Source organism: Georgenia satyanarayanai (genome assembly GCF_023715365.1).
Classification (GTDB): Bacteria; Actinomycetota; Actinomycetes; order Actinomycetales; family Actinomycetaceae; genus Oceanitalea; species Oceanitalea satyanarayanai_B.
Genome location: NZ_JAMBNZ010000004.1, coordinates 266,656 through 288,687, shown reverse-complemented (window position 1 = coordinate 288,687; position 22,032 = coordinate 266,656). Strand labels below are relative to the sequence as shown.

Sequence of the window (22,032 nt, the reverse complement as noted above, 5' to 3'; positions counted from 1 at the left end):
TCACCACCGAGCCGGCTGCCCGATGAGGCGGCGGGTCCGCCGCCGAACCGACGTCAGCCGCTGACGCCAGCCCTCGTAGGAGCGCGGGTCGAGAGAGGCGGTCTGGAGCACGTGTGCGCTGCGCACCAGCTGTGCCGTCCAGTCGGTGACCGTCATGACGCCGTTGGCGCGAGCCGACAGAGGCATGCGGTCCAGCAGGTCGGCGTCGGTCCGGATGAGCGTGTGTTCGGATCGGGGGTCGTCCATATGGTCCTCGGGGAGGAATGGGTAGTAGAAGCCGTTGAGTGCCCCACCCCGGGCCAACCGTATGCAGTAGCGGGTGAAGGCCTCGTCCTCGCGGATCCCCCCGTGCCGGTGAGTGAGCTCGCGCCGCAGGAGGTAGCCGCTGCCTTGGACCCAGAGGTTGCGCATGAGCCGGTGCCCGCCCGCGAGGTCGACGATCTTCCGGGCTGCGAGCTGCGGGTCGACGTCCTCCTCGGGGTGGCGCCAGCTACCGACGACACCGAGGTCGGGGTTCGCCGCGTGAGCGGCGGCAAAGGTGTCGAGCCACCCCGGGCTCACGCGGCAGTCGTCATCGACCTTCGACACGAAGGTGGCGTCCGACTCCTGCCACAGCCAGTTGGTGGGCTCGCGCAGCCGGACGTTCTCGCGGCTGTGGTGGAAGCGGTGCACCCGCGGGTCGTCCCGGTAGGGCCGCAGCGTCTCCAGGGTCGCCTCGTCGTCGCCGTTGTGCCAGAGCCACACGCGGTCACGCTCGCCGAGGGTCTCGAGCAGCCGGGGCAGGCTGAGGTGGAGGTAACCGGCGCTGCGGTAGGTGATCATGAGGACGTCGGCGCGGTGTGTCATGGGGCGCTCGTCTCCGGTCGGTGCAGGCCGCGCAGACGGGCGCGCCGGTAGGTGCCGGCGATCGAGGTGACCTTGCCGCGCAGTGGCAGCCGGAGCCACAGCCGGAACGCCGGCATGTTCTGGTACCTCGGCACCCGCAGGCCCATGAGGCCCATGGTGAGGACCCGCCCCCACACCGCCCCGCGGGTGGCGGCCAGGCTCGGCTGGCTCTGCTCGAGACGTTCCAGGGGGATCGGACCACCGTCGAGGGCGCCGTCCGAGAGGGCTGCGAGCAGCGCTGCGCGCCCGGCCTCGGTCCGTACGACGACGAGTGACCGGCCCGGCTCGTCGGGACCGATCTCGCGGTACCAGGGGTCCCCGACGGACAGGTCGGCGAACTCCCCGGTGTGGTCCGGGCAGATGAGGCAGCGCCACTGGCGGTTCTTCGTCAGCGTCCCGTTCCACGCCTCGGCGTAGGTCATGCTCCGGACCTCACCCGAGGCCGACTTCACCCGGAAGTTCCCGGGCCACCCCTCACCTCGGTAGTCGACGGACACGACGTCCTCGATGTCGGTGCCGAGCGATCGGACCAGGTCCTCCGTCGCCGCCGTGGAGGGCGTCCCTGCGCAGAAGATCGCCACGGTGATGTCGAGGCGCTCCGCCAGTGCAGGCCGGATGGCCGCGACGTTCTGGACGGCGGCGACGTCGCAGGGCTTGCCGACGAACAGGGTGCGGCCGGCGGCGGCCTCGACGAGGTCGAGGCGCTCGCAGGGGCTGGCCGGGGCATACCGGGAGCCGGTGGCCGCCGTGATCGTCGCGTAGGTGGTGTTGCGGACCGTGACGTTGCGAAGCGGGTCCTGCGGATCGGCCTGGACATGGAGCGCCCCGCTCGCGCGCCCACTCGTGACAGCGTGGGCGGCGAGAGCGGTGGCCACCCCGCCCGAGGACCCACGGTGACGCACATCGGGGTCGGTGGACCAGCACTCGTACAGGGCAAGGACCGGCCCCCACTCGCCGTTCAGCGGTGCTCCCTCGAGCGTCTCAGGGCGGTGCTCGAGCCGCCGTCCAGGGCATACCGCGAGCGCGTCGCCACTGAGTGTGCCGGTGGCGGAGCCGTTGACGGAGGCAAGAGGCAGCGGTCGGCGCCCGATGCGGGGCACGTCGTGCATGGTGAGGGCGTCCCCGGCGACGTGGGCGCACGCCCCACACCCCGTGCACAGGTGCGAGGCGACGACCTCCGGGATGGAGCGCGGCAGCTGACCGATCATGTGATCGCACCGGGTGCCGCGTCACGCAACGACGTGACCGCCTTGAGAACCTCGTCGAGCTGGCCGCGGGCGCGGTCGACGACCGCGGGTACACGTTCGCGCAGCACCGCGTGTGCCTGGGCACGTGCGGCGAAGGAGTCGAGAGCCCGCTCCACGGCCTCGGCACCGGCCACGGCCCTGGCGTCCGTGACATGGTCCGCCACGCCGCACGTCCCGAAGACACCCCGCGCCTTGTCGCTGTAGGCGTAGCCGAAGGCGGGGACTGCCGAGCTGAGGGCAGCGATGGTGGCGTGCATGCGTGAACCGGCGAACCACTCGAGCTGCGCGATGCACCACTTCAGCTCTGCGGCCCGCAGTGCTGGTGACAGGCGCCAGACCCGCCCCCGCTCCGACGTGCTCAGTGCCGCCTCGACCTGCGCATGGGCTGCGGCGTCACGTTCTTTCGGGTCGCCGCCGTCCACGTGTGAGACGAGGACGACGACGGCGCCGCGGCGAACGAGGCCGCGGACCAGCTCGGTCATTGTCCTGAGGTAGGGCCCGGCGAGCCCGAAGCGTCCGCCGGTGTCCTCCTCGCGCAACAGACCGCTGACGTTGACGCCGACGACGAGCTCCCCGGAGAGCGCGGCGAAACGTGCCACGGTGCGTGGATCCGGCTCACGCGGCGTGAGCCCGAATGCGACGTCCACACCCAGGCGAAGACGGCTGGTGTCCGCAGACCGCCCGGCGAGGTCGAGCAGCTGCTCGTGGCTCCAGGCGTCGCGCGCGTACGCCACGGTCGAGCGGCGCACGAGCCGCTCGGCACGTCGGCGCCCCTCCACCGTGGTGAACGGACCGAAAGTTTGTGGGAGCAGCACGAGCGGGCGCCCGGCACGCACCGCTGCCTCCTTCGGTGCGCAGATCGCCGCAAGCCGGTGCGCGCCGTAGAGGTCGGTGAAGCTGTCACCTCCGCTGAGATCGAGAAGGGCGTCCGCCCGGGCAAGTCTGGTGACGAAGGGGTTGCCCAGTCCGCCGAGCGCCTGGTCGGCACGGATACGCGCCCAGCTCTCCTGGCGGTGCCAGCGGCGTGAGCGACGGACGCCGAGTCGCTCGACGAGCCCGCCGGTCCACGCGGGGTCCGGACGGACACCCCAGCCGTTGTCGAGGACGGTGAGCCGGCTGACCATTCCTGAGCCGGCGAGGTGGCCGACGACAGAGGTCCCCAGCGCCTCGACACCGCGGTTGTCGTTGTCGAGCGGCGCACCCGCGACCACGAGGTCGAGGTGCCTTGTGGTGTGCTGCTCGGCCGGGGTCGGGGCCGTACGTTGCGCGGTCATTCATCGCCTTCCGTGGGGGACCGGCGCGCCGGTCCGCTGCTCGGTGTGCTGGATCAGGGCAGAGTGAGAACCTCGTGGACGGCGCTGGGGAACGGGCCGGCGATCAGGCCGCGGCCGACCACGTGCAGCCGGCCGTTGGTGACGCCGTCGACCGCCGCGCCGTCGAGCGGACGGGACGGCCTGCGCTTCTGCTCCGAACCGAAGGAGATCTGCTGGCCGTCAGCCGAGGCTGCGGGCACGGCCCCGACCAGGCTCGCAAGGAGGGTGAGGACGACGACGGCGACCGAGCCGCGGGCCGTGGTGCGCATCATGGGAGGCGCTCCGCTCGAGGGGTCGAGGCGGACGTGGCGGAGGTGGTGCGCAGGCCGGCGGGCGGCTCGACGCGCCGGCTGCTCTCGTCCCGCAGCCAGGTGGTGTCGCCGCGGGCCACCGCCCAGCTCGAGCGGGCTCGGGCGAGGGCGGCGGTGGCGAGGAAGACGGTGCCGGCGGGGAGGAGCCCGGGCTCGCGCCGGATGAGAGCGGCGAGGATCGACACGCCGCCGGCACCGCGAAGCGGTGGCGCGTGTGGGTCGCGGGCGAGCTGCCGGTTGCCCGTCATTGCCCGCACCCGGCGGCGCAGGAGATCGCGGTACTCACGCGGCGGGACGATACGGACCTCGGCGGCAGGCACGACACGCAGCTCCTCGGGCGCGAAGCTCATCGCTGCCACGAGGTCGTCCGCCATCGTCTCGCGCCACCCGGCCAGGCGACGGTGTCCGGTCTCGTCCACACCGATGACACCTCGGCCGTAGAGCTCCCGCTCGACACCGGGCAGGCGGCACCACACCGAGTAGTACGCTTGTACCAGCCAACTGGAGGTGGCGAGGTCAAGGTGGCGGCCGGGGCCGACGGCGTGAACCCCGGGCTCACGCAGCGCGGCCCCGAGCATGGTGAGGTCGTCAGCGCTGATGACGACGTCGGCGTCGACGTAGAAACGAGGGAAGCGGGTGACGTGCCGGTCCCCGAGGGCGAGGGCGCGCATCTTCGACGCGACCGGTGTCTCGATGACGTGGACGCCGGGGACTGCCCGGGAGACCTCGGCGGTGGCGTCGGTACAGCCGTTCGCGACGACGACGACCTCGACGGCGGCGCCGCCCGTCGTGAGGGCGTGGAGGAGCCGACCGATGACGGCTGCCTCGTTGTGGGCGGGAACGACGACAGAACCCAGCGCGCCCGCCTCCGTGGACGCGGGGGTCGGCGTGGGGACGTCAGTAGGCGCCATGACCGCTCAGCACGGCGTGGGCCGTGCGCCACAGGATGAGGACGTCCATGCGGACCGACCAGTTGTCGGTGTACCGCAGGTCCAGGCGCACCGACTGCTCCGCCGACAGGTTGGAGCGGCCGCTGACCTGCCACAGTCCGGTGAGGCCGGGCTTGACCCGCAGGCGCTGGCTCACGTCACCGGTGAAGGCGTCGACCTCGGACTGCAGTGCGGGTCGCGGTCCGACGAGGGACATGTCGCCCCGCACGACGTTCCACAGCTGGGGCAGCTCGTCGATCGAGAGCCGCCGCAGCACTCGGCCGACCCGCGTGACGCGCGGGTCCTCGCGGAGCTTGAAGAGCATCCCGTTGCCCTCGTTGCGATCGAGCAGCTCGGCCAGGCGGGCTTCGGCGTCGGTGTGCATCGAGCGGAGCTTGTACATGGCAAAGGGGCGACCGCCCAGACCGACGCGGGTCTGCACGAAGAAGGCCGGCCCGGGCGAGCTGAGACGCACGGCGACCGCGGCGGGCACGATGACGACGGTCGCGGCGAGCAGGAGCAGGCTGCCGAGGACACGGTCGAAGACCGCCTTGGACCACAGCACAGGGCGCGGCGGCGTGAGCGTGACACCGAGCAGCGGGGTCCCGCCCAGGGACTCGAGCCGCAGCCGCCGCGGCACGACCTCGGTGATGGAAGGCAGGACGAGGAGGTCGGTCGCCAGCGGTGCGAGCTGCCAGCCGAGGCGGCGCAGGTCGGCCGCCTCCATCGCGCCGCCCGAGACGACGACGGCGTCGATGTCGAGCGTCCGCACGAGGTCGGGGATGTCGGCGTAGCGGCCGAGAACGGGCGTGCGGCTGTCGATGTCGTCGGTCGTCGGCGTGCAGACCCCGACGACGACGAAACCGTGGGAATGGGCGTCGTCGAGCACGTCGAAGAGGTGGGTCAGACCTTCCGCCGAGCCGACGACGAGAGCGCGCCGCAGGAAGATGCCGCGCGAGCGCAGGCGCCGCAGGACGGGCCGAGCGGCCAGCCGCGCGAGCGCGGCAAGGAAGATCGAGAGTGCCAGCGCCTCGAAGAAGAGGATCCGGGGCACCTGAGCGATGCCGAGGTAGTGGACGACGAGCGAGGCCAGCGCGAGAACGCCGGCGGCCCGCACGAGGCTGGAGAGGTCCTCGGCGGCCGAGGCCGCGCACGCGGCGCGGTAGCCGCGGCACGCCGCCACGGTGAGGACGAAGCCCAGGCCGGCGGCGAGGGCCAGCACGGCGACCATGGCGGCGTCGTGCTCCTGCCGGACGCGCAGCATCACCGCCATCGCGGCGAGGCCGAGATCGGCGAAGGCCAGCGAGACGAGGTAGCGGACTGCCGCGGCGCGCCACGGGAGTCCGGACCTCGCCACGCGCAGCGGCTCACCTGGCACGGCGGTGGGGGGCAGAGCCCGGTCGTCGTCCTGGTAGCGGTCGGTGCGCAGGCTCATCGTGACCACCCCGCGGGAACGGGCGGGTCAAGCAGTGGCTGGGCCGGTGAAGAAGTGGAGGTGGCGGGCCACTGGACGTCAGGAGGGATGTTCACGTGAGAAGTTCGCCCTCCATCGCTCGTCGCAGTCTGAGCCGGTCGGACGGGACGGCGTTGGCTCGCCCGAGCAGCCGTCTCAACATGGCACGGGGGCTCCGGGCCGTTAAGGGTGACCGTCGGATGACATCGTGGGGATGAGGTTCCCCCGGGGGTGACTGGCCGGCCGGGGCCTCGGGACGGCCGCCGAAGCTCACCCCGGGGCTCACCCCGCTCCTCGCCGCCCGATCAGCTCGTCGTCATCCGGCAGGTCGCGGCGAGCGCCGGGGGTCGGGTGCTGTCCTTGTCTCGTGACGGGTGCCACTCCCGACGTGGAGGGTGCCCGCATGGCTCGGCCCAGTCGCTGGCACCGCCCGGTCAGCGACGGGCTGGGGGCCGCCACGGGTCGACGACGGACCGACGCCCGTGATCGGCAGGGCCGTCTGGCCCGACCGGGTGGCCGGCGGGTGGGGACAGCTGTCCCCACCCGTCCCACCCCGACTACGCACCTGGAGGCCAAGTGGACGTCTGGCGGATCACGGTGGCCGCGCTGCGCCGGTGGTACATCTTCCTGCCCCTGCTCGCCCTCACCGCCGGGGCGGTCCAGGTGGTCGGCGCTGGAGTGGCGCCGGAGTACGAGGTGGCGGGCACCGCGCTCATCACACCTGGCAGCGCACCGGCTCCCGTGCCCAACCCCTACGGCGGTGAGCAGCAGGCCACCGCCGCAGTTGCCATCGTCCTCAACAGTGCGGAGATGCGGGCGCGCGCGCAGGCCGAGGGGCTGCTCGCGAGCTACGAGGTGGCAGGCCAGTCACGCAGCACGATCATGACCGTGACCGTGCGCGGTGCTCATTTCGACAAGGCTGCCGCGACCGCCGACTACGTGTTCGGGCTCGCGGTCGAGGAACTCGAGGCGCGGCAGTCCGGCGCAGGGATCCCGCCCGCTGCCCAGTACGGGCTCGACGTCCTCGCGGCGCCTTCTCTCCTGGGCGTCGCCTACGACGGCAAGCTGCAGGTGCAGGCCGTCACCGGACTGCTCGGGGCCAGTGCCGCGCTCGTGGTCGCCGTGCTCTTCGACGACATCGTCGGGCTCGTCCGCCGCCGTCGGGCACGGAGGCGCCCACGTGCAGGGGCGCCGTCCATCGCGCAGGGGCTTCCCGACTGGCCCGAGGACACGGAGCCGGCCGCGGAGTCGCGTCGGGACCGCGACCACGCCCACGCGTGAGCACGCGACTGCGGCGCCGTACGCGCCTGCCCGACGACCTCGACTTCGAGCCGGTGCTGCTGCGCCGCTCGGCCGGTGCGAAGGACTGGCAGCCCGTCCTGCTGCGGCGTCACCGACTCAGCACGCTTGCCCTCCTCCTCGTCTTCCTCGTCCTGCAGTTCCTCATTCCTGCCCGTCTCGTCATCGGCGGGCTGGGGGCGGTCGGGCGCCCCTCCGTTGCCATCGGCATCCTCCTCGCCTTCCTGTGGTGCGTCTGGATGCGCCGCCCCCAGCGACTGCCCGGGGGCCGGCAGCCGGTGCGGTGGCTGCTCGCGGGCTACCTCGCCGTCCAGCTCGTCGGCTACGCGGTCGGCTACGACCGGCTCCTCCCGCAGATCGAGGCGAACAGCGCCGACAGATGGCTGATCTTCACCGTTGCGATGGTCGGCGTGGCGCTCGCGGTCGCCGACGGCCTCGTCACGCGGCGGCAGCTCGACACGCTGCTGCGCACCCTCGTGGTCCTGTCCGCCGTCATGGCGTCCGTCGGGATCCTGCAGTTCTTCCGGATCGTCGACCTCACGCGGTACATCCGCATCCCCGGCCTGCAGCACAACTCCGCCCTCATCGGGGTCGGCGCTCGGGGCGACGTCGACTTCGCGCGGGTGGCGGGCACTGCGAACCACTACATCGAGTTCGGCGTGGTCCTGGCCCTCGTCCTGCCGCTCGCGCTCCACTACGCCTTTTTCGCCCCGCAGGGCCGCGCACGCGTGGGCCACTGGGTGTGCGTCGCGCTCATCGCCTCCGCGATCCCGCTGTCGATCTCCCGCTCGGCGATGCTGACGGTCGCGGTGACGATGGTCCTCCTGGGCGTGGTGTGGCCGTGGCGGCGGCGGTACAACGTGCTCGTCGTCGCAGTCGTCGGCACCGGTGTCTTCCACGTCGTCAACCGAGGGGTGCTGGGCACCATCCGCTCGCTGTTCACCAACATGGACAACGACCCGAGCGTCCAGAACCGGATCGCCGACCAGGGCTTCGTCCGGCGCATGTTCGAGATGCGGCCCTGGCTCGGGCGCGGTGCCGGGACGGTGATACCAGAGCGGTACATCCTCCTGGACAACCAGCTCTACGGCACGCTCCTGGCCGGTGGGATCCTGGGGCTGGCCGCGCTCCTCGCCCTCTTCCTCGTCCCCTACGCCCTCGCCCGCAGCATCCGGCTGAGGGGCAGCACCGAGGAGACCCGCCACCTTGCGCAGGCGCTGGCCGTGGTGATGCCCGGCGGACTGCTCGCCAGCGCAACCTTCGACTCCTTCAGCTTCGCGACCTTCGTCGGCGTCACCGTCGTCGTCATCGGCGCGATCGGCACGCTGTGGCGACTGGAGGCGATGAGCCCGGCGCTGCCCATGCGCGTCGCCGAGCCCACGGACACCGTGGTGACGAGCCCGCTCACCGCGAACCTGCGGGAACGGCTGCGCGCGCCCGCCGGCGCCTGAGCCGGTCCTGGGCCGCGAGCTCGGCAGTGACCCAGGCCGCGACGTAGCGGTGGTACACCTCGCCGACGAGGAAGGCGGCGCGGGCGCGGGTGGAGACGAGCTGCGGTGAGCGGCGTGCTCGGCGGACCGCGCCCAGGGGCGGGACGAGCGAGCGCGCGGCCGGCCAGGGGGCGGGGGAGTCGTGACCGTCGAGGAGGTCGCGTTCGTGGCGGCCGGCAATGACCCGGCGCAGCTTGGTGCGCAGGGCGGCGTAGGAGTCCCGGGCGGGGTGGTGGACGACGGCCTGCGCGCAGTAGACCGTCCGCAGGCCGAGGCGGTTGGCCCGCTGGGCCCACTCGATGTCGGCGCCGGAGCGCAGCTCGGAGCGGAACGGCCCGGTGGCGTCGAAAGCGGCGCGCGTCGTGCACATGTTGGCCGTGACCGAGGCGCCGCTGCGGGACACGTAGGTCTCCTGCGGGAAGGCGTGAACGAGCTCGAAGGCCTCGACCGGGTGGGGACGGGAGGCGTCCCGGGCGTAGACGGCGACGTGCCCGGCGACGATGTCGGCCCCGTCCGCCAGGGCGCGGACCGCCTGCTCGAGCCAGCCCCGCTCCGGCAGGCAGTCGGAGTCGGTGAACGCAAGGACGTCGCCGGTGCTCACGAGTACCGCCGCGTTGCGGGCGGTGTAGGAGCCGCCCGCCGGCTCGGCGACGTACCGGACGCCGGGACGCGCGTCGACGAGCGCCCGGACGGCGGGGTCGTCACCGTTGTCCGCGACGACGACCTCGACGAGCTCGGCGGGGTAGCTCTGCCGATCGAGCGCGTCCAGGCAGGAGGACAGCCGGGGATCGTCCCGGACGGGGACCACCACCGACACCTTCGGCTCTGCGTGCACGCCCACAGTGTGGGGCACGTGGCGGGTGCGCCGGAGACGTTCGCGCAGCCGTTCCCCGCCACCTCTGCGGGCCGGGCCCGAAGGGATCCCCGGGAGAAGGCGGGATAGGCGCGTATGTGATCAGTGTCACTCACCCTGCACGCTCCGAGAATCAGCCGACGGTCATCCCGGCGCACTCCTCCGCGCGCGCGACGCCGGTGGTGGGCTGGCAGCGCCCTACCGATCACAAGGAGCGTCGCCATGCCTAGCCGTCACCGCAGCACCCCATCTCCCTGGCGGCGCAGGTCGCGCAGCCTCCTCGTCGGCCTCACCAGCCTGACGCTCGTCCTCAGCGGCACCGCCTCGCTGGCCACGCCGCGGGACGACGCCGAGGTGGCCGACCTGCTCACCGAGCTCAGCACCGACGCGAGCCTCGAGACGAGCGACACGACGGTCGAGGACCCGACAGCGGAGGAACCCGCTGCCGAGGAGCCGGCCGCGGAGGAGCCCGCAGCCGAGGAGCCGGCCGCGGAGGAGCCGGCCGCGGAGGAGCCCGCGGTCGAGGAACCTGCCGCGGAGGAGCCTGGCGCCGAGGAGCCTGCCGCTGAGGATCCCGCGGCCGAGGCGCCGGCTGCCGACGAGGCGGACCAGGCTGTCACGCCGCTCCTCGTGCCGCCGGGCGACCCGGGGCCGGGTGAGGTCAAGCTCATCGTGAGGTCTGGCGGCGACCGTACCGGGACGGGCGACGAGAACTCGACGGCCACCCCGCTCGAGGGCGTCGACTACGAGTTCTACCGGATCACCGACATCCCGGCGGAGGGTCCGCCGGACGGCGTCCTCGTCGGGCAGTGCACCACCGACGAGACGGGCGAGTGCGGGATTTTCGCCGACCTTCCCGGATCCCTCGGCGACGTCGACGCCTTCTACGCCGTCCAGACCGACGCCCCGGGAGACTGGGTCGCCCCCACGCAGTGGGCGCAGGGCGCCGACTACATCTTCGCGACCGGCCCGATCTTCGCGGACACCCCGGCCGACGACCGCATCATCGAGCTTCCGCAGAGCTACAACGACAGCGTCGCGGAGCCGTTCTGGGCCAGCGTCCGCCCCAACAACGTCGCCCCGCCCCAGTGCGGTCTCGACGTCGCCATGGTTGTCGACCTGTCGAACTCGGTGACCGAGTCGTCCGCGCTGCTGGATCAGTACAAGGACTCCGCCAACGGCTTCATCGAGGCGCTGACCGGCACGCCGTCCCAGGTCGCGCTCTACACCTTCGCGACCTCGGCACCCGCCGACGGCGCGTCCAACACCGGCCTGCCCCTGACGAGCGTGGCCACCCCTGGCAGCGCCTCCGAGCTCACCGCGCGGATCAACGGCTTCACGCCCACCCCCGCCATGGGTGGTGGCACGAACTGGGACCGCGGGTTCCACCAGGTGGCGGAGTCGGACGAGACCTACGACATCGTCCTCTTCCTCACCGACGGACAACCGACCTTCCACCGCGACCGGCAGGGGCCCGGCGACGTCGCGACGATCGCGGAGGTCAACGAGGCGATCCTGTCGGCCAACGCCGTCAAGGCCACCGGCGCCCAGATCATCCTCGTCGGTATCGGCCCCGAGGCACCCCTGCCCGGCGCCACCATCCGCATCCCGCTCGTCTCCGGCCCCACCGAGGGTGTCGACTTCTTCCGGACCGACTTCGACGACCTCGAGCAGACCCTCGTCGACATCGCGTCCGAGAACTGTGCGGGCACGCTCACCGTGGTCAAGGAGGTTGAGGAGCTGGACGGCGATGTCGTCGACGGTGGCCCAGGATGGACCTTCACCAGCCCCACCGAGAGCATCGACCCGGCGTCCGCCACGACGGACGAGACGAGCGCGGTCAACTTCGAGGTGAGCTATCCCGAGGGCGCCCTCAGCCGTGAGGTCACCGTCGCCGAGACCCAGCAGGAGGGCTACGAGCTGGTCCAGGTCGGTGGCGCCAACGCCGTCTGTACCGACTTGACCACAGGCGCTGCCGTCCCGGTCGTGAACGCCGGCGGGCTCGGCTTCACCGTGGACGTTCCCGTCACTGACGTCGTCAGCTGTACCGTCCGCAACGCCGAGGCCCCACCGGACTACGACGACCTCACCGTGGCGAAGACGGCCCAGACGAGCTTTACCCGCGACTGGGACTGGGACATCGAGAAGGTCGCCGAGGAGGACGTCCTCGAGGTGCCCGCGGGTGAGGACGGCACCTTCACCTACGATGTCACGGTGACGCCCGAAGGCCCCGTCGAGTCCGGGTTCACGGTCGCCGGCACCATCACGGTGACCAACTCGAACGACGTCCCCTTCACCGGCGTCAACGTCCTCGACTCCCTGCCCGCAGGAACCTGCACGGTGACCGGCGGGACGGACGCCACGGTGGGTGCCAACAGCTCACTCACCCTCGCCTACTCGTGCACGCCGACCGCGGCCACCGCGGTGACGGCCGGCACGAACACGGCGACCGCGACGTGGAGCACAGCCGCATTCCCCGGCACCTCCGGCACCGCCACCGGCGCGGCCGACTTCGACTTCGCCGACGCGGAGGTCAGCGAGGTCGACCGGTTCGTCACCGTCACCGACTCGAACTACGACCTCAGCACCTACCCCGGCGGCAACACCTTCGACGCAGCCGACGGCGAGGTCGTCCTCACCTACGAGCTCACCTGGCCGAGCACCCCGGGCGAGTGCGTCGAGTTCCCCAACACGGCCACGATCGAGAACGCGACGGGACCGATGTTCGCTCCGCTCGTGGTCAACGAGTCGAGCACCGAGATCGTCACGCTGTGCGCCGGCCTCGACCTCGAGGTCGAGAAGAACGTCGTCGTCTCCTTCGACCGCACCTACCTGTGGGAGATCGACAAGGAGGCCGACGAGACGACGGTGACGGTCGACCCGGACACAGGGACCGCGACCGCCGACTACACCGTCACCGCCACCCCCACGGGGAGCAGTGACGCCGGCTGGGCGATGCAGGGTGCCATCACGGTGGCCAACCCCAACGAGTGGCTCGACATCACCGCCGACGTCACCGACACGGTCGACGTCGGGGGCGGGGCGGTCTGCGCCGTCGCCGACGGCGAGGACGTGCTCGTCGGGGCCGGCGAGACCGTCACCCTCAGCTACACGTGCACCTTCGTCACCCAGCCGTCCTACTCGGGCACGAACACGGCGACCGCCACGTGGGCGGACACCGTGCCGACCCCGAGCACCACGGCCACCGGCACCGCCGACATCGAGGCCGCTGACTGGGCACAGACGCCGATCAACCAGACCATCACCGTCATCGACGACCAGACCGACCCGGCCAACCCGGTGCCACTCGGCCCCGCGACGTGGAACGCGGAGGGCACGCCCACCGTCTTCACCTACTCCCTCGAGCTCGAGGGCACGCCCGGGGCCTGTGTCGAGTACACGAACACGGCGTGGATCGCGCAGACGCAGCAGTCCGCGGAGGAGGTCGTCGAGGTCTGCGTGCCCGACCTCGACGTCGCCAAGCGGGCTGTCTCGGCCGACCAGCTGCCGGGCGGCGACTGGCTGGTCACCTACGAGATCGACGTCGCCAACCCCGAGGACTACGCGGGCGTCTACAGCCTGAGCGACACGCTCGAGTACGGCGGTGGGATCACGCCGACGGCGGCTGCCTGGTTCCCGGCGGGTGACCCCGAGGCCGGCGGTGAGTGGACCGAGCCGGTGGCCGGCAACCCGACGACGGTGCTCGCCACCGACGTCGAGATCGCGGCCGGCGCGACGGACACCTACGTCGTCGTCGTCACCGCCGACGTCGCCGAGGGCGTCATCGGCACCGAGGCCGGCCTGTGCGACGACGAGGAGCTGAGCGAGGGCGGAGGCTTCCTCAACGCCGCCACGCTCACCGTCCTCGACGAGGACGAGACAGTCCGCGCCTGCGCCGAGCCGGTGGCCCCGACGGTCGAGAAGACGCCCGGCGCGCTCGTGGACAACGACGACGGCACCTGGGACGTCAGCTACACGATCGACGTCGCCAACCCCGACGCCGACCAGGCCGTCAGCTACGACCTGTCCGACGAGCTCGACTTCGTCGAGGGTGTCGACATCCTCGACGCGAGCATCGAGCGCGACGGCGCGGTCTACGGCGACTGGGACGGCGTCACGGGGACGGGGGTTGTCACCGGCGTCCTCCTGCCCGCCGCCACCACCCACACCTACACGGTCACCGTGACCGTGAGCCTCACCGACGTCGTCGCGAGCGACGGCGGGCTGCGGGAGTGCGGGCTCAACGGCTCCGACGCCGGGCACGGCCTGTTCAACCTGGCCACCATCACCTCCGGCAACGACGACTACGACGACGACGCGTGCGTGCCGATCCCCGACCCGGACATGTCGGTCGACAAGACCGCCGTCTCCGCGAATCAGCTGCCCGACGGCACCTGGGAAGTCGTGTACGAGGTCGTCGCCTCCAACGACTCGAGCGTCGGCGGGGTCTACGACCTCAGCGACACCCTCGAGTACGGCGAGGGCATCACGCCGCTGACCGCCGAGTGGGCGCTCGAGGGCACGGCCGTCGCGGGGGAGTGGGGCGGCCTGCCCGGGGAGCTCACCACGACCCTGGCCGACGACCGGCCGCTCACCGGTGGTGGCAGCGACACCTACGTCGTCACGGTCACGGCTGCGGTCGCCACCGGCGTCACCGGCGGGGAGGCGGGGCTGTGCAGCGGCGAGGACGGGACCGACGGTGGCGGCTTCCTCAACGCCGCCACCCTCACCGCGCACGGTGAGGACGACACCGACCGTGACTGCCTCCCGCCCGCCCACCCCGACCTCGAGAAGGTCTTCGACTCGGTGGCCGAGCGGGGGGACGGCACCTGGGCGGTCAGCTACACGATCGTCGTCGACAACACCGCGAGCGACGCCCTGGCCTACTACCAGCTGGTCGACACCCCGCGCTTCGCGGAGGGCGTGACGATCCTCGACCAGGAGGCGTGGGACGTCACCGACCCCGAGGACCCGCAGGACCTCGACTGGGACGGTGAGGGGCCGATCCTCGACCTCGTCGCCATCGAGGGCGGGCAGGCCCAGCGCTACGAGGTCACCTTCGTCGTCGAGGTCAGTGCGGGGATCCCGGACGAGAACCTCGTCTGTGACCCGGACGGCACGCCCGGACGCGGCTTCTTCAACCGGGCCGAGCTGCGCAGCGGCAACGACGTCATCCCGGCCGAGGACTGCGGCCCTGTCGGGGAGCCGGCGTGGACGCTCATGAAGAGCTCGGACCCCGTGTCGGGCAGCACCGTCGACCCGGGCGACACGATCACCTACACGGTGACCGCCACCCCGACCGGCGACGTCGACCCGACGGACCTCACGGTCACCGACGACCTCTCCGACGTCCTCGAGCACGCTCGGACCACCGGCGCCATCGAGGCCAGCGTGGGTGATGTCGACTGGGACGGTGAGAACCTCGTGTGGGACATCCCGCGGCTGAGCGAGACGGCGACCCTCACCTACCGGGTCGTCGTCGACGACGACGCCTGGAACGTGCGCCTGCGCAACGTCGTCACCGGGGAGGGAACGCCCCCGCCCGTGTGCATCGAGTGCTCGACGGCGCACATCACCCCGGCGCGCGCGCCGGGGACCGCCCAGGCGGGCACGCCCGGACTGCCGCCGACCGGCGCTGCCGTCGCGGGCGCCGCGCTGCTGGCGGCCCTGCTGACCGCGGGCGGTCTCGCCCTCGGCACGACCAGGCGCCGGAAGGACGCCTGACCCAAGCCGGTGGAGGTCGCTGACACGGCCACCACCTACCCGCACCGCGTCCCCATCGGCACCGCCCGGCAGGTGAGGACGCGGGCGGCCCCTCTGGCCGCCGGGAGCGCACGGCGTTTGTGATCGGCGCCAGGCTCCTCCCGAACCGGCTCGGTGGCCGGCGAACGGGGTCGTCCCCAGGACGGCCCCGTTCGCGCTGTGGTCAGGCAGCCCGTCGACGCAGCGACGCGGGTCGCCATGGACCGTGGCGGTCGAACCGCTCGAAAGGAGGGGGTGAGCGGGAGGGTGACCCCGACGAAAGTCGTAGTGCAGGTCGTTCTTTCGCATGATTCCGGGCCTGTGAAGCTCACGAGGCGGGGAGACGCTTCCCTCGTGCTCACCCCGGAGAGGCCCACGCCAGCCGTGGCTAGCCCGGACATCCCTTCGCGGTCCTCCTCCTGTCACTCGTGGCCGGCCCTCGCGGTGGGTCGTCCGGCTGGTGTGCTTCCCCTCGTCATCGATCACGGGCGGAGCACGACACCATGAAGCACGGAACCTCAACGGGCAGCCGGGCCGGGCGCACCTTGCGCCTCGGCCTGACGGCCCTCGTCAGCCTGGCGCTCGTCGTCGGCGGGACGGGGTCCGTCGCGAGCGGCGAGCCAGGTGCCGGCACGCAGACCGCCGTGACGCCGGCGAGCACCGCCGCGGCCGACGAGCAGCTGCGCGTCGCCCCGGTCGAGGAGCCGGCGCCCGTGGGTCCCGCCCTCGAGGACCCGTCGCCCGCTGCCGGGAAGGAGCCTGCCCTCGCTGCGCCGGCGTCCGGCGCCGAGGAGCCCGCGACCGGCGCGGACGCACCCGCAGTCGAAGAGCCGACACCCGGTGAGCCGGCACAGGAGCAGCCCCCCGCCGCGCTCGCGCCGGCCGCCGGCGGCGCGGCTGGTGCTGTCGCACCGCTGGCCGTCTCCAGCCCGAGCAGCACCTCGGCCGTCATCACCGTGAAGGTGGGCGGCGACCGGACCGCCACCTCCGCCGTCGCCCCGCTGGCCGGCGTGCGGCTGCGCCTCCACGACGGCGGTGCCAACGGCCCGACCCGCGCCGTCCCGGCGAGCTGGGCGACGTGCGTGTCCGACGCGCAGGGCGACTGCAGCTTCGTCGTCCCGCAGACCCAGCAGGCCGTCACGCGCACCGGCGGGTGCATCGCCTGGCGTCAGTGGTGCGTGGAGTACGAGCAGATCGTCGTCTCGCCCGCGGGCGTCAACCTGGACCGTCAGTTCTGGGTCGTGCAGGAGGCCGCCCCCGACGGCTGGTACACCAGCTCGGCGCTCGTCACGGGCGGCGCGGCCGTCCAGGAGGCGACGCCCTACCGCTTCCGGACGGGGACCCAGCTTCGGGCCGGGACCACGTACAGGGCGGGCCTCGACTTCATGACGACCACCGGTGGGAGCACTGACCGGACGGTCTCCGGCGGCCGCTGGCAGAGCTCGCGGGCCAACCCGCAGCTGCCGCAGACCTGCGACGCCGGCATCGACGTCGCACTCATCCTCGACCTGTCCGGCTCGGTGGCCGAGGCTGGCGCCGTCGGGGACCTCAAGGCCTCCGCCATCGCCTTCGCCGAGTCGCTCGAGGGCACCGGCTCCCGGCTGTCCCTCTTCACCTTCGCCGCGAGCGCGCCCCGCTCCACCGGAGCGTCGGGGCGGAACTACCCGCAGCTCATGCCCGTCGACGGGAATCTCGCGACGATCCGCAGCCGGATCAACGCCTACACGGCTGCCGGCGGGACGAACTGGGACCGCGGCATCCACCAGGTCGCCCAGGACCGTCAGCCCTTCGACCTCGCGATCATCATCACCGACGGCCTGGCCACCTACTCCGGCAGCCCCGCCACGGGACCGGGCAGCACGACCCGCCTCGTCGAGACGGAGCAGGCGATCTTCTCGGCCAACGCGCTCAAGGCGGAAGGGACCCGGGTCCTCGCCGTCGGGGTCGGTGACGGCATGGAGGGTGAGGCGCTCAACCTGCGCGCCGTCTCCGGGCCCACCCCCTACGTCCCCGGCACCCCCGCCGGTGCGGCCGACCACGTCCAGACCGAGTGGCGCGAGCTCGCCGGCCTGCTGGAGAACCTCGCCAAGGGCGCCACCTGCCAGGCGACGATCACGGTCGACAAGGTCGCCGAGCCCTACGGCGGGCGGGCCGGGCCGGGAGCCGGGTGGACGTTCGACGCCGCGCGCACCGACGGCAGCGGCACGCTCACCCCGGACGGCGCGCAGGTCACCGGCTCCTCCGGCTCCGTCGCCTACACCGTGCGCTTCACCCGCCCGGACGCGATTGCCGCGACCGTCCGCCTCGAGGAGCACCTCCGGGACGAGCAGCGCTCCGAGGGCTGGGACCTGTCCGACCTCAGCTGCACGGCCAACGGGCAGCCCCTCGCGCTCACCCGCAGCGGCGACGGCACCTCCCTGCGCGTGGCCGTCGGTGACGACGTCACCTGCACCTTCACCAACACCCAGTCCCGCGAGCCGGGCGTCGAGATCGTCAAGCAGGCGTGGGACGTCCCGTCCGCCGCGCAGCTCGACGGTGCCAGCGAGCTGAGCCCCGGCTCCGCCGTCACGACCGGCTCCACCGTCACGTGGACCTACACCGTCCGCAACACCGGCCAGACGGCCCTCACCGACGTCGTCGTCACCGACGACCAGGGCGTGGCCGTCCGGTGCCCACGAGCAGACCTCGCCGTCGGCGCCTCCATGGTCTGCACGGGCTCAGGGCTCGTCACCGCACGCCCCTGACCCTCCCCCAGCTGCCCGGGCCCTCCGCTCGGTCATGGCGGCGCATGCGCCGCCGCCGAACCACCCCTCATAAAGGACATGAACATGAACAAGAAGACCACGGGCCTCGTCGCCGGAGCCGCTGGCGCGGCCCTCCTCATGGGCGGCGCGACCTTCGCGCTGTGGAACGACAGCGCCTGGGTCGACGGTGGCGCGATCACCGCTGGCAACCTCGACGTCTCTGCCGGCGCCGTCTCCTGGAAGGACGTCTCCGAGGACCGCACCCAGGGCAACCACTCGATCAACCTCGACACCTTCCGCATCGTCCCGGGCGACACCATCCAGGGCACCCTGCCCCTGAAGGCGGCCCTCCAGGGCGACAACCTCGTCGCCGAGCTCTCCCTCGACAAGCTCGGTGTGACGGGCAACGAGCAGCTCCTCGCCGAGCTGGCGGAGCACGCCACCTACGAGGTCCGCCTCGACGGCACGACGATCGTCGACGCGACCCCGCTGGCCGAGGCCGAGGCCCTGCGCTTCGCCTCGGCGGACAACTCGCAGAACGTGGCCCCGCTCCCCACGCTGCCCGCCGCGCTCACCGCCACCCCGAACCTCGAGGTCGTCCTCACCGTGACCTTCGACGAGGACGTCGCCGGACGCGACCTCACCCGGGCCAAGGCCACGCTCAAGGACTTCGACGTCGCCCTCACGCAGGTGCGTGACGCGGGAGTCGACGGCGGTTTCTGATCGCCACCGGGTGGGGGTGCGCACCCCCCGGCGTCCCCCCACCCACTCCTCGTCCACGACGACCACCTGAGGAAGGAGCACCATGGCCACGACCGTCGCGGCCCCCGACACGACGCCGGCACCTGCCGAGGCGCCCACCGGCACCTTCTGGCGGGCGGTCCTCAGCGGGACGACCGCCGTCCTGCTCGTCGCGCTCCTCCTCCTCGCCGCCGCCGTCGCCGTCGTCCCCCGCGTGCTGGGCGGCGCGGCACTGACGGTGCTCACCGGCTCCATGGAACCGACCTACTCGCCGGGCGACATGGTCGTGTCGGTCCCGCAGGACCGGTACGAGGTCGGTGACGTCGTCACCTTCCAGCCCGTCGCCGGTGACCCCACGCTCATCACCCACCGCGTCGTCGGCCTCACCCTCGGCGCCGAGACCGCCTACATCACCCGCGGTGACGCGAACGGCGCCGACGACGACCCGGTCTCGGCCGAGCAGGTCATGGGGCGGGTCGTCTACCACGTCCCCTACGTCGGTCATCTCGCAGGTGCGGTGGGTCCCAACCGCGGTGTCGTCGTCACCGCGGTCGCCTGCCTCCTCATCGGGTACGGCAGCTACCTCGTCATCGCAGACTCCCGTGCCGGCCGCCGCCGCGGCCCCGGGCAGATCACCCCAGGAGAGTCGTGACCACTCGCCCCACCCCCCGCCGGGCCCGCCTGCGCCGCGGGTCCCTGCCCCTCGTCGCCGGCGCCGCGCTCCTCGCGGGCGCCACCGGCGCGGGCGGCACCGTCGCCCTCTGGCAGGCCGCCGCCGACATGCCGCTGGGCACCATCACCGCCGGGAACCTCCTCATCGACACGGACGGTGAGACGGTGTGGCACGAGACCTCGGCGGACGTGGCCGGCACCCCCCGGCGCATCGACCCCGACCACTTCCTCGTCCGCCCCGGCGACTCGCTCCTCGTGAGCCAGCGCCTCACCACCGAGCTCGAGGGCGACAACCTGCGCGGCCGGCTCACCGTCGGCTGGGAGCGGGAACCCGCCCTCCCCGACGGCGTCACCGCCACCTACGCGGTGCTCGACGAGGCGGGCGACCCCCTCGTCACCGGCGTCCCGCTCGGCGAGGAGCGGCTGGTCACCCTCGACGACGACGGTCGCGTCCTCACCGTCGAGGTCGCCATCACGCTGGGCGAGGGCACGAGCGACCGCGTCGAGGCGGACGCGGCCGCGCAGCTCACCGACCTGGGGACCGTCGTCGTCGACCTCGAGCAGGTCCGCACCGGAGAGGGCTTCACCTCATGACCACGACCCGCCGCCGCACGGCGGTGACAGCCGCCGTCGCCGGCCTCACCGGCGCCTGCCTCGGCATCGGCGGGGTCTCCCTCGCCCTGTGGAGCGACTCGGCCGAGCTCGGCGGCACCGTCGCCGCCGGCTACCAGTCCTTTGCCGTCGGGACGCCCGGTGCCGCCGACCCGGCACCGACGGGCACCGCGGTGCACACCGTCGGCCCGCGGGAGGCCACCCGCCTCGTCCGTGACGGCGAGCTCGCCGTCGCCGTCGAGGTCGACTCCCTCAGCCAGGGCAACAAGGGTCTGCGCTACGTCGTCACCCCGCCGGAGAGCTGGGGGAGCGGGGTCCTCGGCAGCGCCGACATCGCCCTCTTCCGCGTCGACTCACCGCGCGAGTGCCGCATCCAGGAGCTCACCCCCGAGAGCGTCCCCGAGCCGAGCGGCTACGAGTCCACCCCCGTCCCTGCCACGTACTCCGAGAGCACCGAGCCGGTCCGCGAGTACTGGTGCCTGTACGCCGCCTACGACGGCGCCCCGGAGGTCGGCGAGTACGCCAACACCGCCACCGTCACGGCACGTCCCCCCGCGGGGGCCGACGTCGAGGCGAAGGACACGTGGGGCGCCACCGTCGTCGCCCGGCTCGACCCGGCCGCCGAACCGGTCCACACCATCACCTTCACCTCCACCACCTTCCGTCCCGGGGAGCAGCCGTGAGCCGAGTACTCAGCACCGTCGCCGCCGCGGCGCTCGCCGTCGGCCTCGGCGGGGGCAGCGCGGACGCGGCCGTGCCCTTCGACGAGTCGATCCACCTGTCGTGGGACGGCACCACCTACACGGGCGTGACGACGGAGAGCTTCCTCGGCGCGCCGGTCGCGGTGCCGGGTGACTCCACCAGCCGCACGGTGCTTGTGCGCAACGACGGCCCGGCCACGGGCACGCTGCGCGCCAGCATCGTCAACGTCGACCTCTTCGACCCGTCGTCCCCCGACGTGCACCACGCGAGCGGGGCAGACCTGGGCAGCTTCTACGACGACCTCCTCCTGCGCTGGCCCGGGGGCTCGGCCTCCTTCGCCGAGCTCGACGCGAACGGGGTGACCCCCGTCCTCGAGGTCGAGCTGGACAAGGGCCGGGAGGTGCCCGTCACGGTGGGCTACGAGCTGCCCGCCACCGCCCCCTCGGGCAACCGCGCGAACGTCGCGCCCCGCAGGGCGTCCTTTGACGTCCTCCTCGAGATCGGCGCCGAGCTGCCCGAGACCGAGCCATCGCCCACCGAGACCCCCGAGGCCGGCGTGCCGCCGGAGGCGGGGTCGAGCACGGGACGCCTGCAGGAGACGGGCGCCGGAGTCGGGCCGCTCGTCACGCTCGCCGGGCTCGCCGCCGCGCTCGGCGCGGGACTCGCGGTCCTCGCACGCCGCCGGAGTGAAGCCGCCGGGCAGCCGCCCGGCCACTAGACCACCCCGGCCGGTCTTGCCCGACCGGCCGGGGTGCAGGGTGAGGCAGCGTCGTGCGAACCCCGGTGCTTGTGATCGGTCCCGGGGCGAGCGGCACGACCAGACTCCCCAGCCGGGCGGGGCCGTCCTCGGACGGCCCCGCCCGTGCGCCCCCTGTGAGGGAGGTCATGCACCCGGCTGCAGGCGCGATGTCGTATGATGGAGCGCTGGACGAGCGTGCCTGCCACTTCCCTGCCTGGAACCTGGAGGGACGGGCGTGTTCCACGGTACGCCCCGCCGCCGTCGCGAGACGACGGCGGCCATGCAGGAGAGAAGAGTTAG

General features: G+C 72.7%; 16 protein-coding genes. 9 read left to right on the top strand and 7 right to left on the bottom strand.

What is annotated here, in order from left to right:
- From M3148_RS07350 to M3148_RS07325, 6 genes are read right to left on the bottom strand one after another with little or no spacing between them, the layout of a single operon-like run.
- Entirely contained in the window at positions 1-846 is an 846-nt protein-coding gene (locus tag M3148_RS07350) for a glycosyltransferase family 2 protein (protein WP_251304032.1), read from the bottom strand.
- Complete coding sequence (locus tag M3148_RS07345; RefSeq protein WP_251304031.1) at positions 843-2,093, bottom strand: Coenzyme F420 hydrogenase/dehydrogenase, beta subunit C-terminal domain; 1,251 nt, start codon at positions 2,091-2,093, stop codon at positions 843-845. Before M3148_RS07345 ends, M3148_RS07350 begins: the two co-directional genes overlap by 4 nt.
- Positions 2,090-3,406 (bottom strand): polysaccharide pyruvyl transferase family protein, encoded by a 1,317-nt coding sequence (locus M3148_RS07340; protein WP_251304030.1) that lies wholly within the window; start codon positions 3,404-3,406, stop codon positions 2,090-2,092. Before M3148_RS07340 ends, M3148_RS07345 begins: the two co-directional genes overlap by 4 nt.
- Positions 3,407-3,459: 53 nt before the next feature.
- The gene (locus tag M3148_RS07335; protein ID WP_251304029.1) at positions 3,460-3,717 is read right to left on the bottom strand and encodes a hypothetical protein; all 258 of its coding nucleotides are present in this window, start codon (positions 3,715-3,717) and stop codon (positions 3,460-3,462) included.
- Positions 3,714-4,667, bottom strand: a complete 954-nt coding sequence (locus tag M3148_RS07330; RefSeq protein WP_251304028.1) for a glycosyltransferase — start codon at positions 4,665-4,667, stop codon at positions 3,714-3,716. The genes M3148_RS07335 and M3148_RS07330 overlap by 4 nt, the downstream gene beginning before the upstream one ends.
- Entirely contained in the window at positions 4,654-6,120 is a 1,467-nt protein-coding gene (locus tag M3148_RS07325; RefSeq protein WP_251304027.1) for a sugar transferase, read from the bottom strand. The genes M3148_RS07330 and M3148_RS07325 overlap by 14 nt, the downstream gene beginning before the upstream one ends.
- Before the next feature lie 594 nt (positions 6,121-6,714).
- Between M3148_RS07325 and M3148_RS07320 the strand changes: the two genes are divergently transcribed.
- Both M3148_RS07320 and M3148_RS07315 read left to right on the top strand, forming a co-directional pair.
- Entirely contained in the window at positions 6,715-7,419 is a 705-nt protein-coding gene (locus tag M3148_RS07320; RefSeq protein WP_251304026.1) for a hypothetical protein, read from the top strand.
- Complete coding sequence (locus tag M3148_RS07315) at positions 7,416-8,888, top strand: O-antigen ligase family protein (RefSeq protein WP_251304025.1); 1,473 nt, start codon at positions 7,416-7,418, stop codon at positions 8,886-8,888. The genes M3148_RS07320 and M3148_RS07315 overlap by 4 nt, the downstream gene beginning before the upstream one ends.
- Here M3148_RS07315 and M3148_RS07310 read toward each other — a convergent pair.
- Positions 8,842-9,762, bottom strand: a complete 921-nt coding sequence (locus M3148_RS07310; RefSeq protein ID WP_251304024.1) for a glycosyltransferase — start codon at positions 9,760-9,762, stop codon at positions 8,842-8,844. The genes M3148_RS07315 and M3148_RS07310 overlap by 47 nt on opposite strands.
- Before the next feature lie 240 nt (positions 9,763-10,002).
- Between M3148_RS07310 and M3148_RS07305 the strand changes: the two genes are divergently transcribed.
- The 7 genes from M3148_RS07305 to M3148_RS07275 all read left to right on the top strand — a co-directional run bounded on the left by M3148_RS07305 (position 10,003) and on the right by M3148_RS07275 (position 21,711).
- Positions 10,003-15,504, top strand: coding sequence for a VWA domain-containing protein (locus M3148_RS07305; RefSeq protein WP_251304023.1), 5,502 nt, complete (start codon positions 10,003-10,005; stop codon positions 15,502-15,504).
- A 521-nt stretch (positions 15,505-16,025) separates the two neighbouring features.
- A complete protein-coding gene (locus M3148_RS07300) occupies positions 16,026-18,266 on the top strand; it encodes a DUF7507 domain-containing protein (RefSeq protein WP_251304022.1) in 2,241 nt (746 codons plus the stop codon).
- An 84-nt stretch (positions 18,267-18,350) separates the two neighbouring features.
- Positions 18,351-18,989, top strand: coding sequence for an alternate-type signal peptide domain-containing protein (locus M3148_RS07295; RefSeq protein WP_251304021.1), 639 nt, complete (start codon positions 18,351-18,353; stop codon positions 18,987-18,989).
- 82 nt (positions 18,990-19,071) lie between these two features.
- On the top strand, positions 19,072-19,659 hold the full coding sequence (locus tag M3148_RS07290) for a signal peptidase I (protein ID WP_251304020.1): 588 nt from the start codon (positions 19,072-19,074) through the stop codon (positions 19,657-19,659).
- Positions 19,656-20,273, top strand: coding sequence for an alternate-type signal peptide domain-containing protein (locus M3148_RS07285; RefSeq protein WP_251304019.1), 618 nt, complete (start codon positions 19,656-19,658; stop codon positions 20,271-20,273). The genes M3148_RS07290 and M3148_RS07285 overlap by 4 nt, the downstream gene beginning before the upstream one ends.
- A complete protein-coding gene (locus M3148_RS07280) occupies positions 20,270-20,974 on the top strand; it encodes a hypothetical protein (protein ID WP_251304018.1) in 705 nt (234 codons plus the stop codon). The genes M3148_RS07285 and M3148_RS07280 overlap by 4 nt, the downstream gene beginning before the upstream one ends.
- Positions 20,971-21,711 carry a hypothetical protein gene (locus tag M3148_RS07275; protein WP_251304017.1) on the top strand — a complete coding sequence of 247 codons (741 nt, stop codon included), beginning with the start codon at positions 20,971-20,973 and terminating at the stop codon, positions 21,709-21,711. Before M3148_RS07280 ends, M3148_RS07275 begins: the two co-directional genes overlap by 4 nt.
- Positions 21,712-22,032 lie beyond the last annotated feature (321 nt).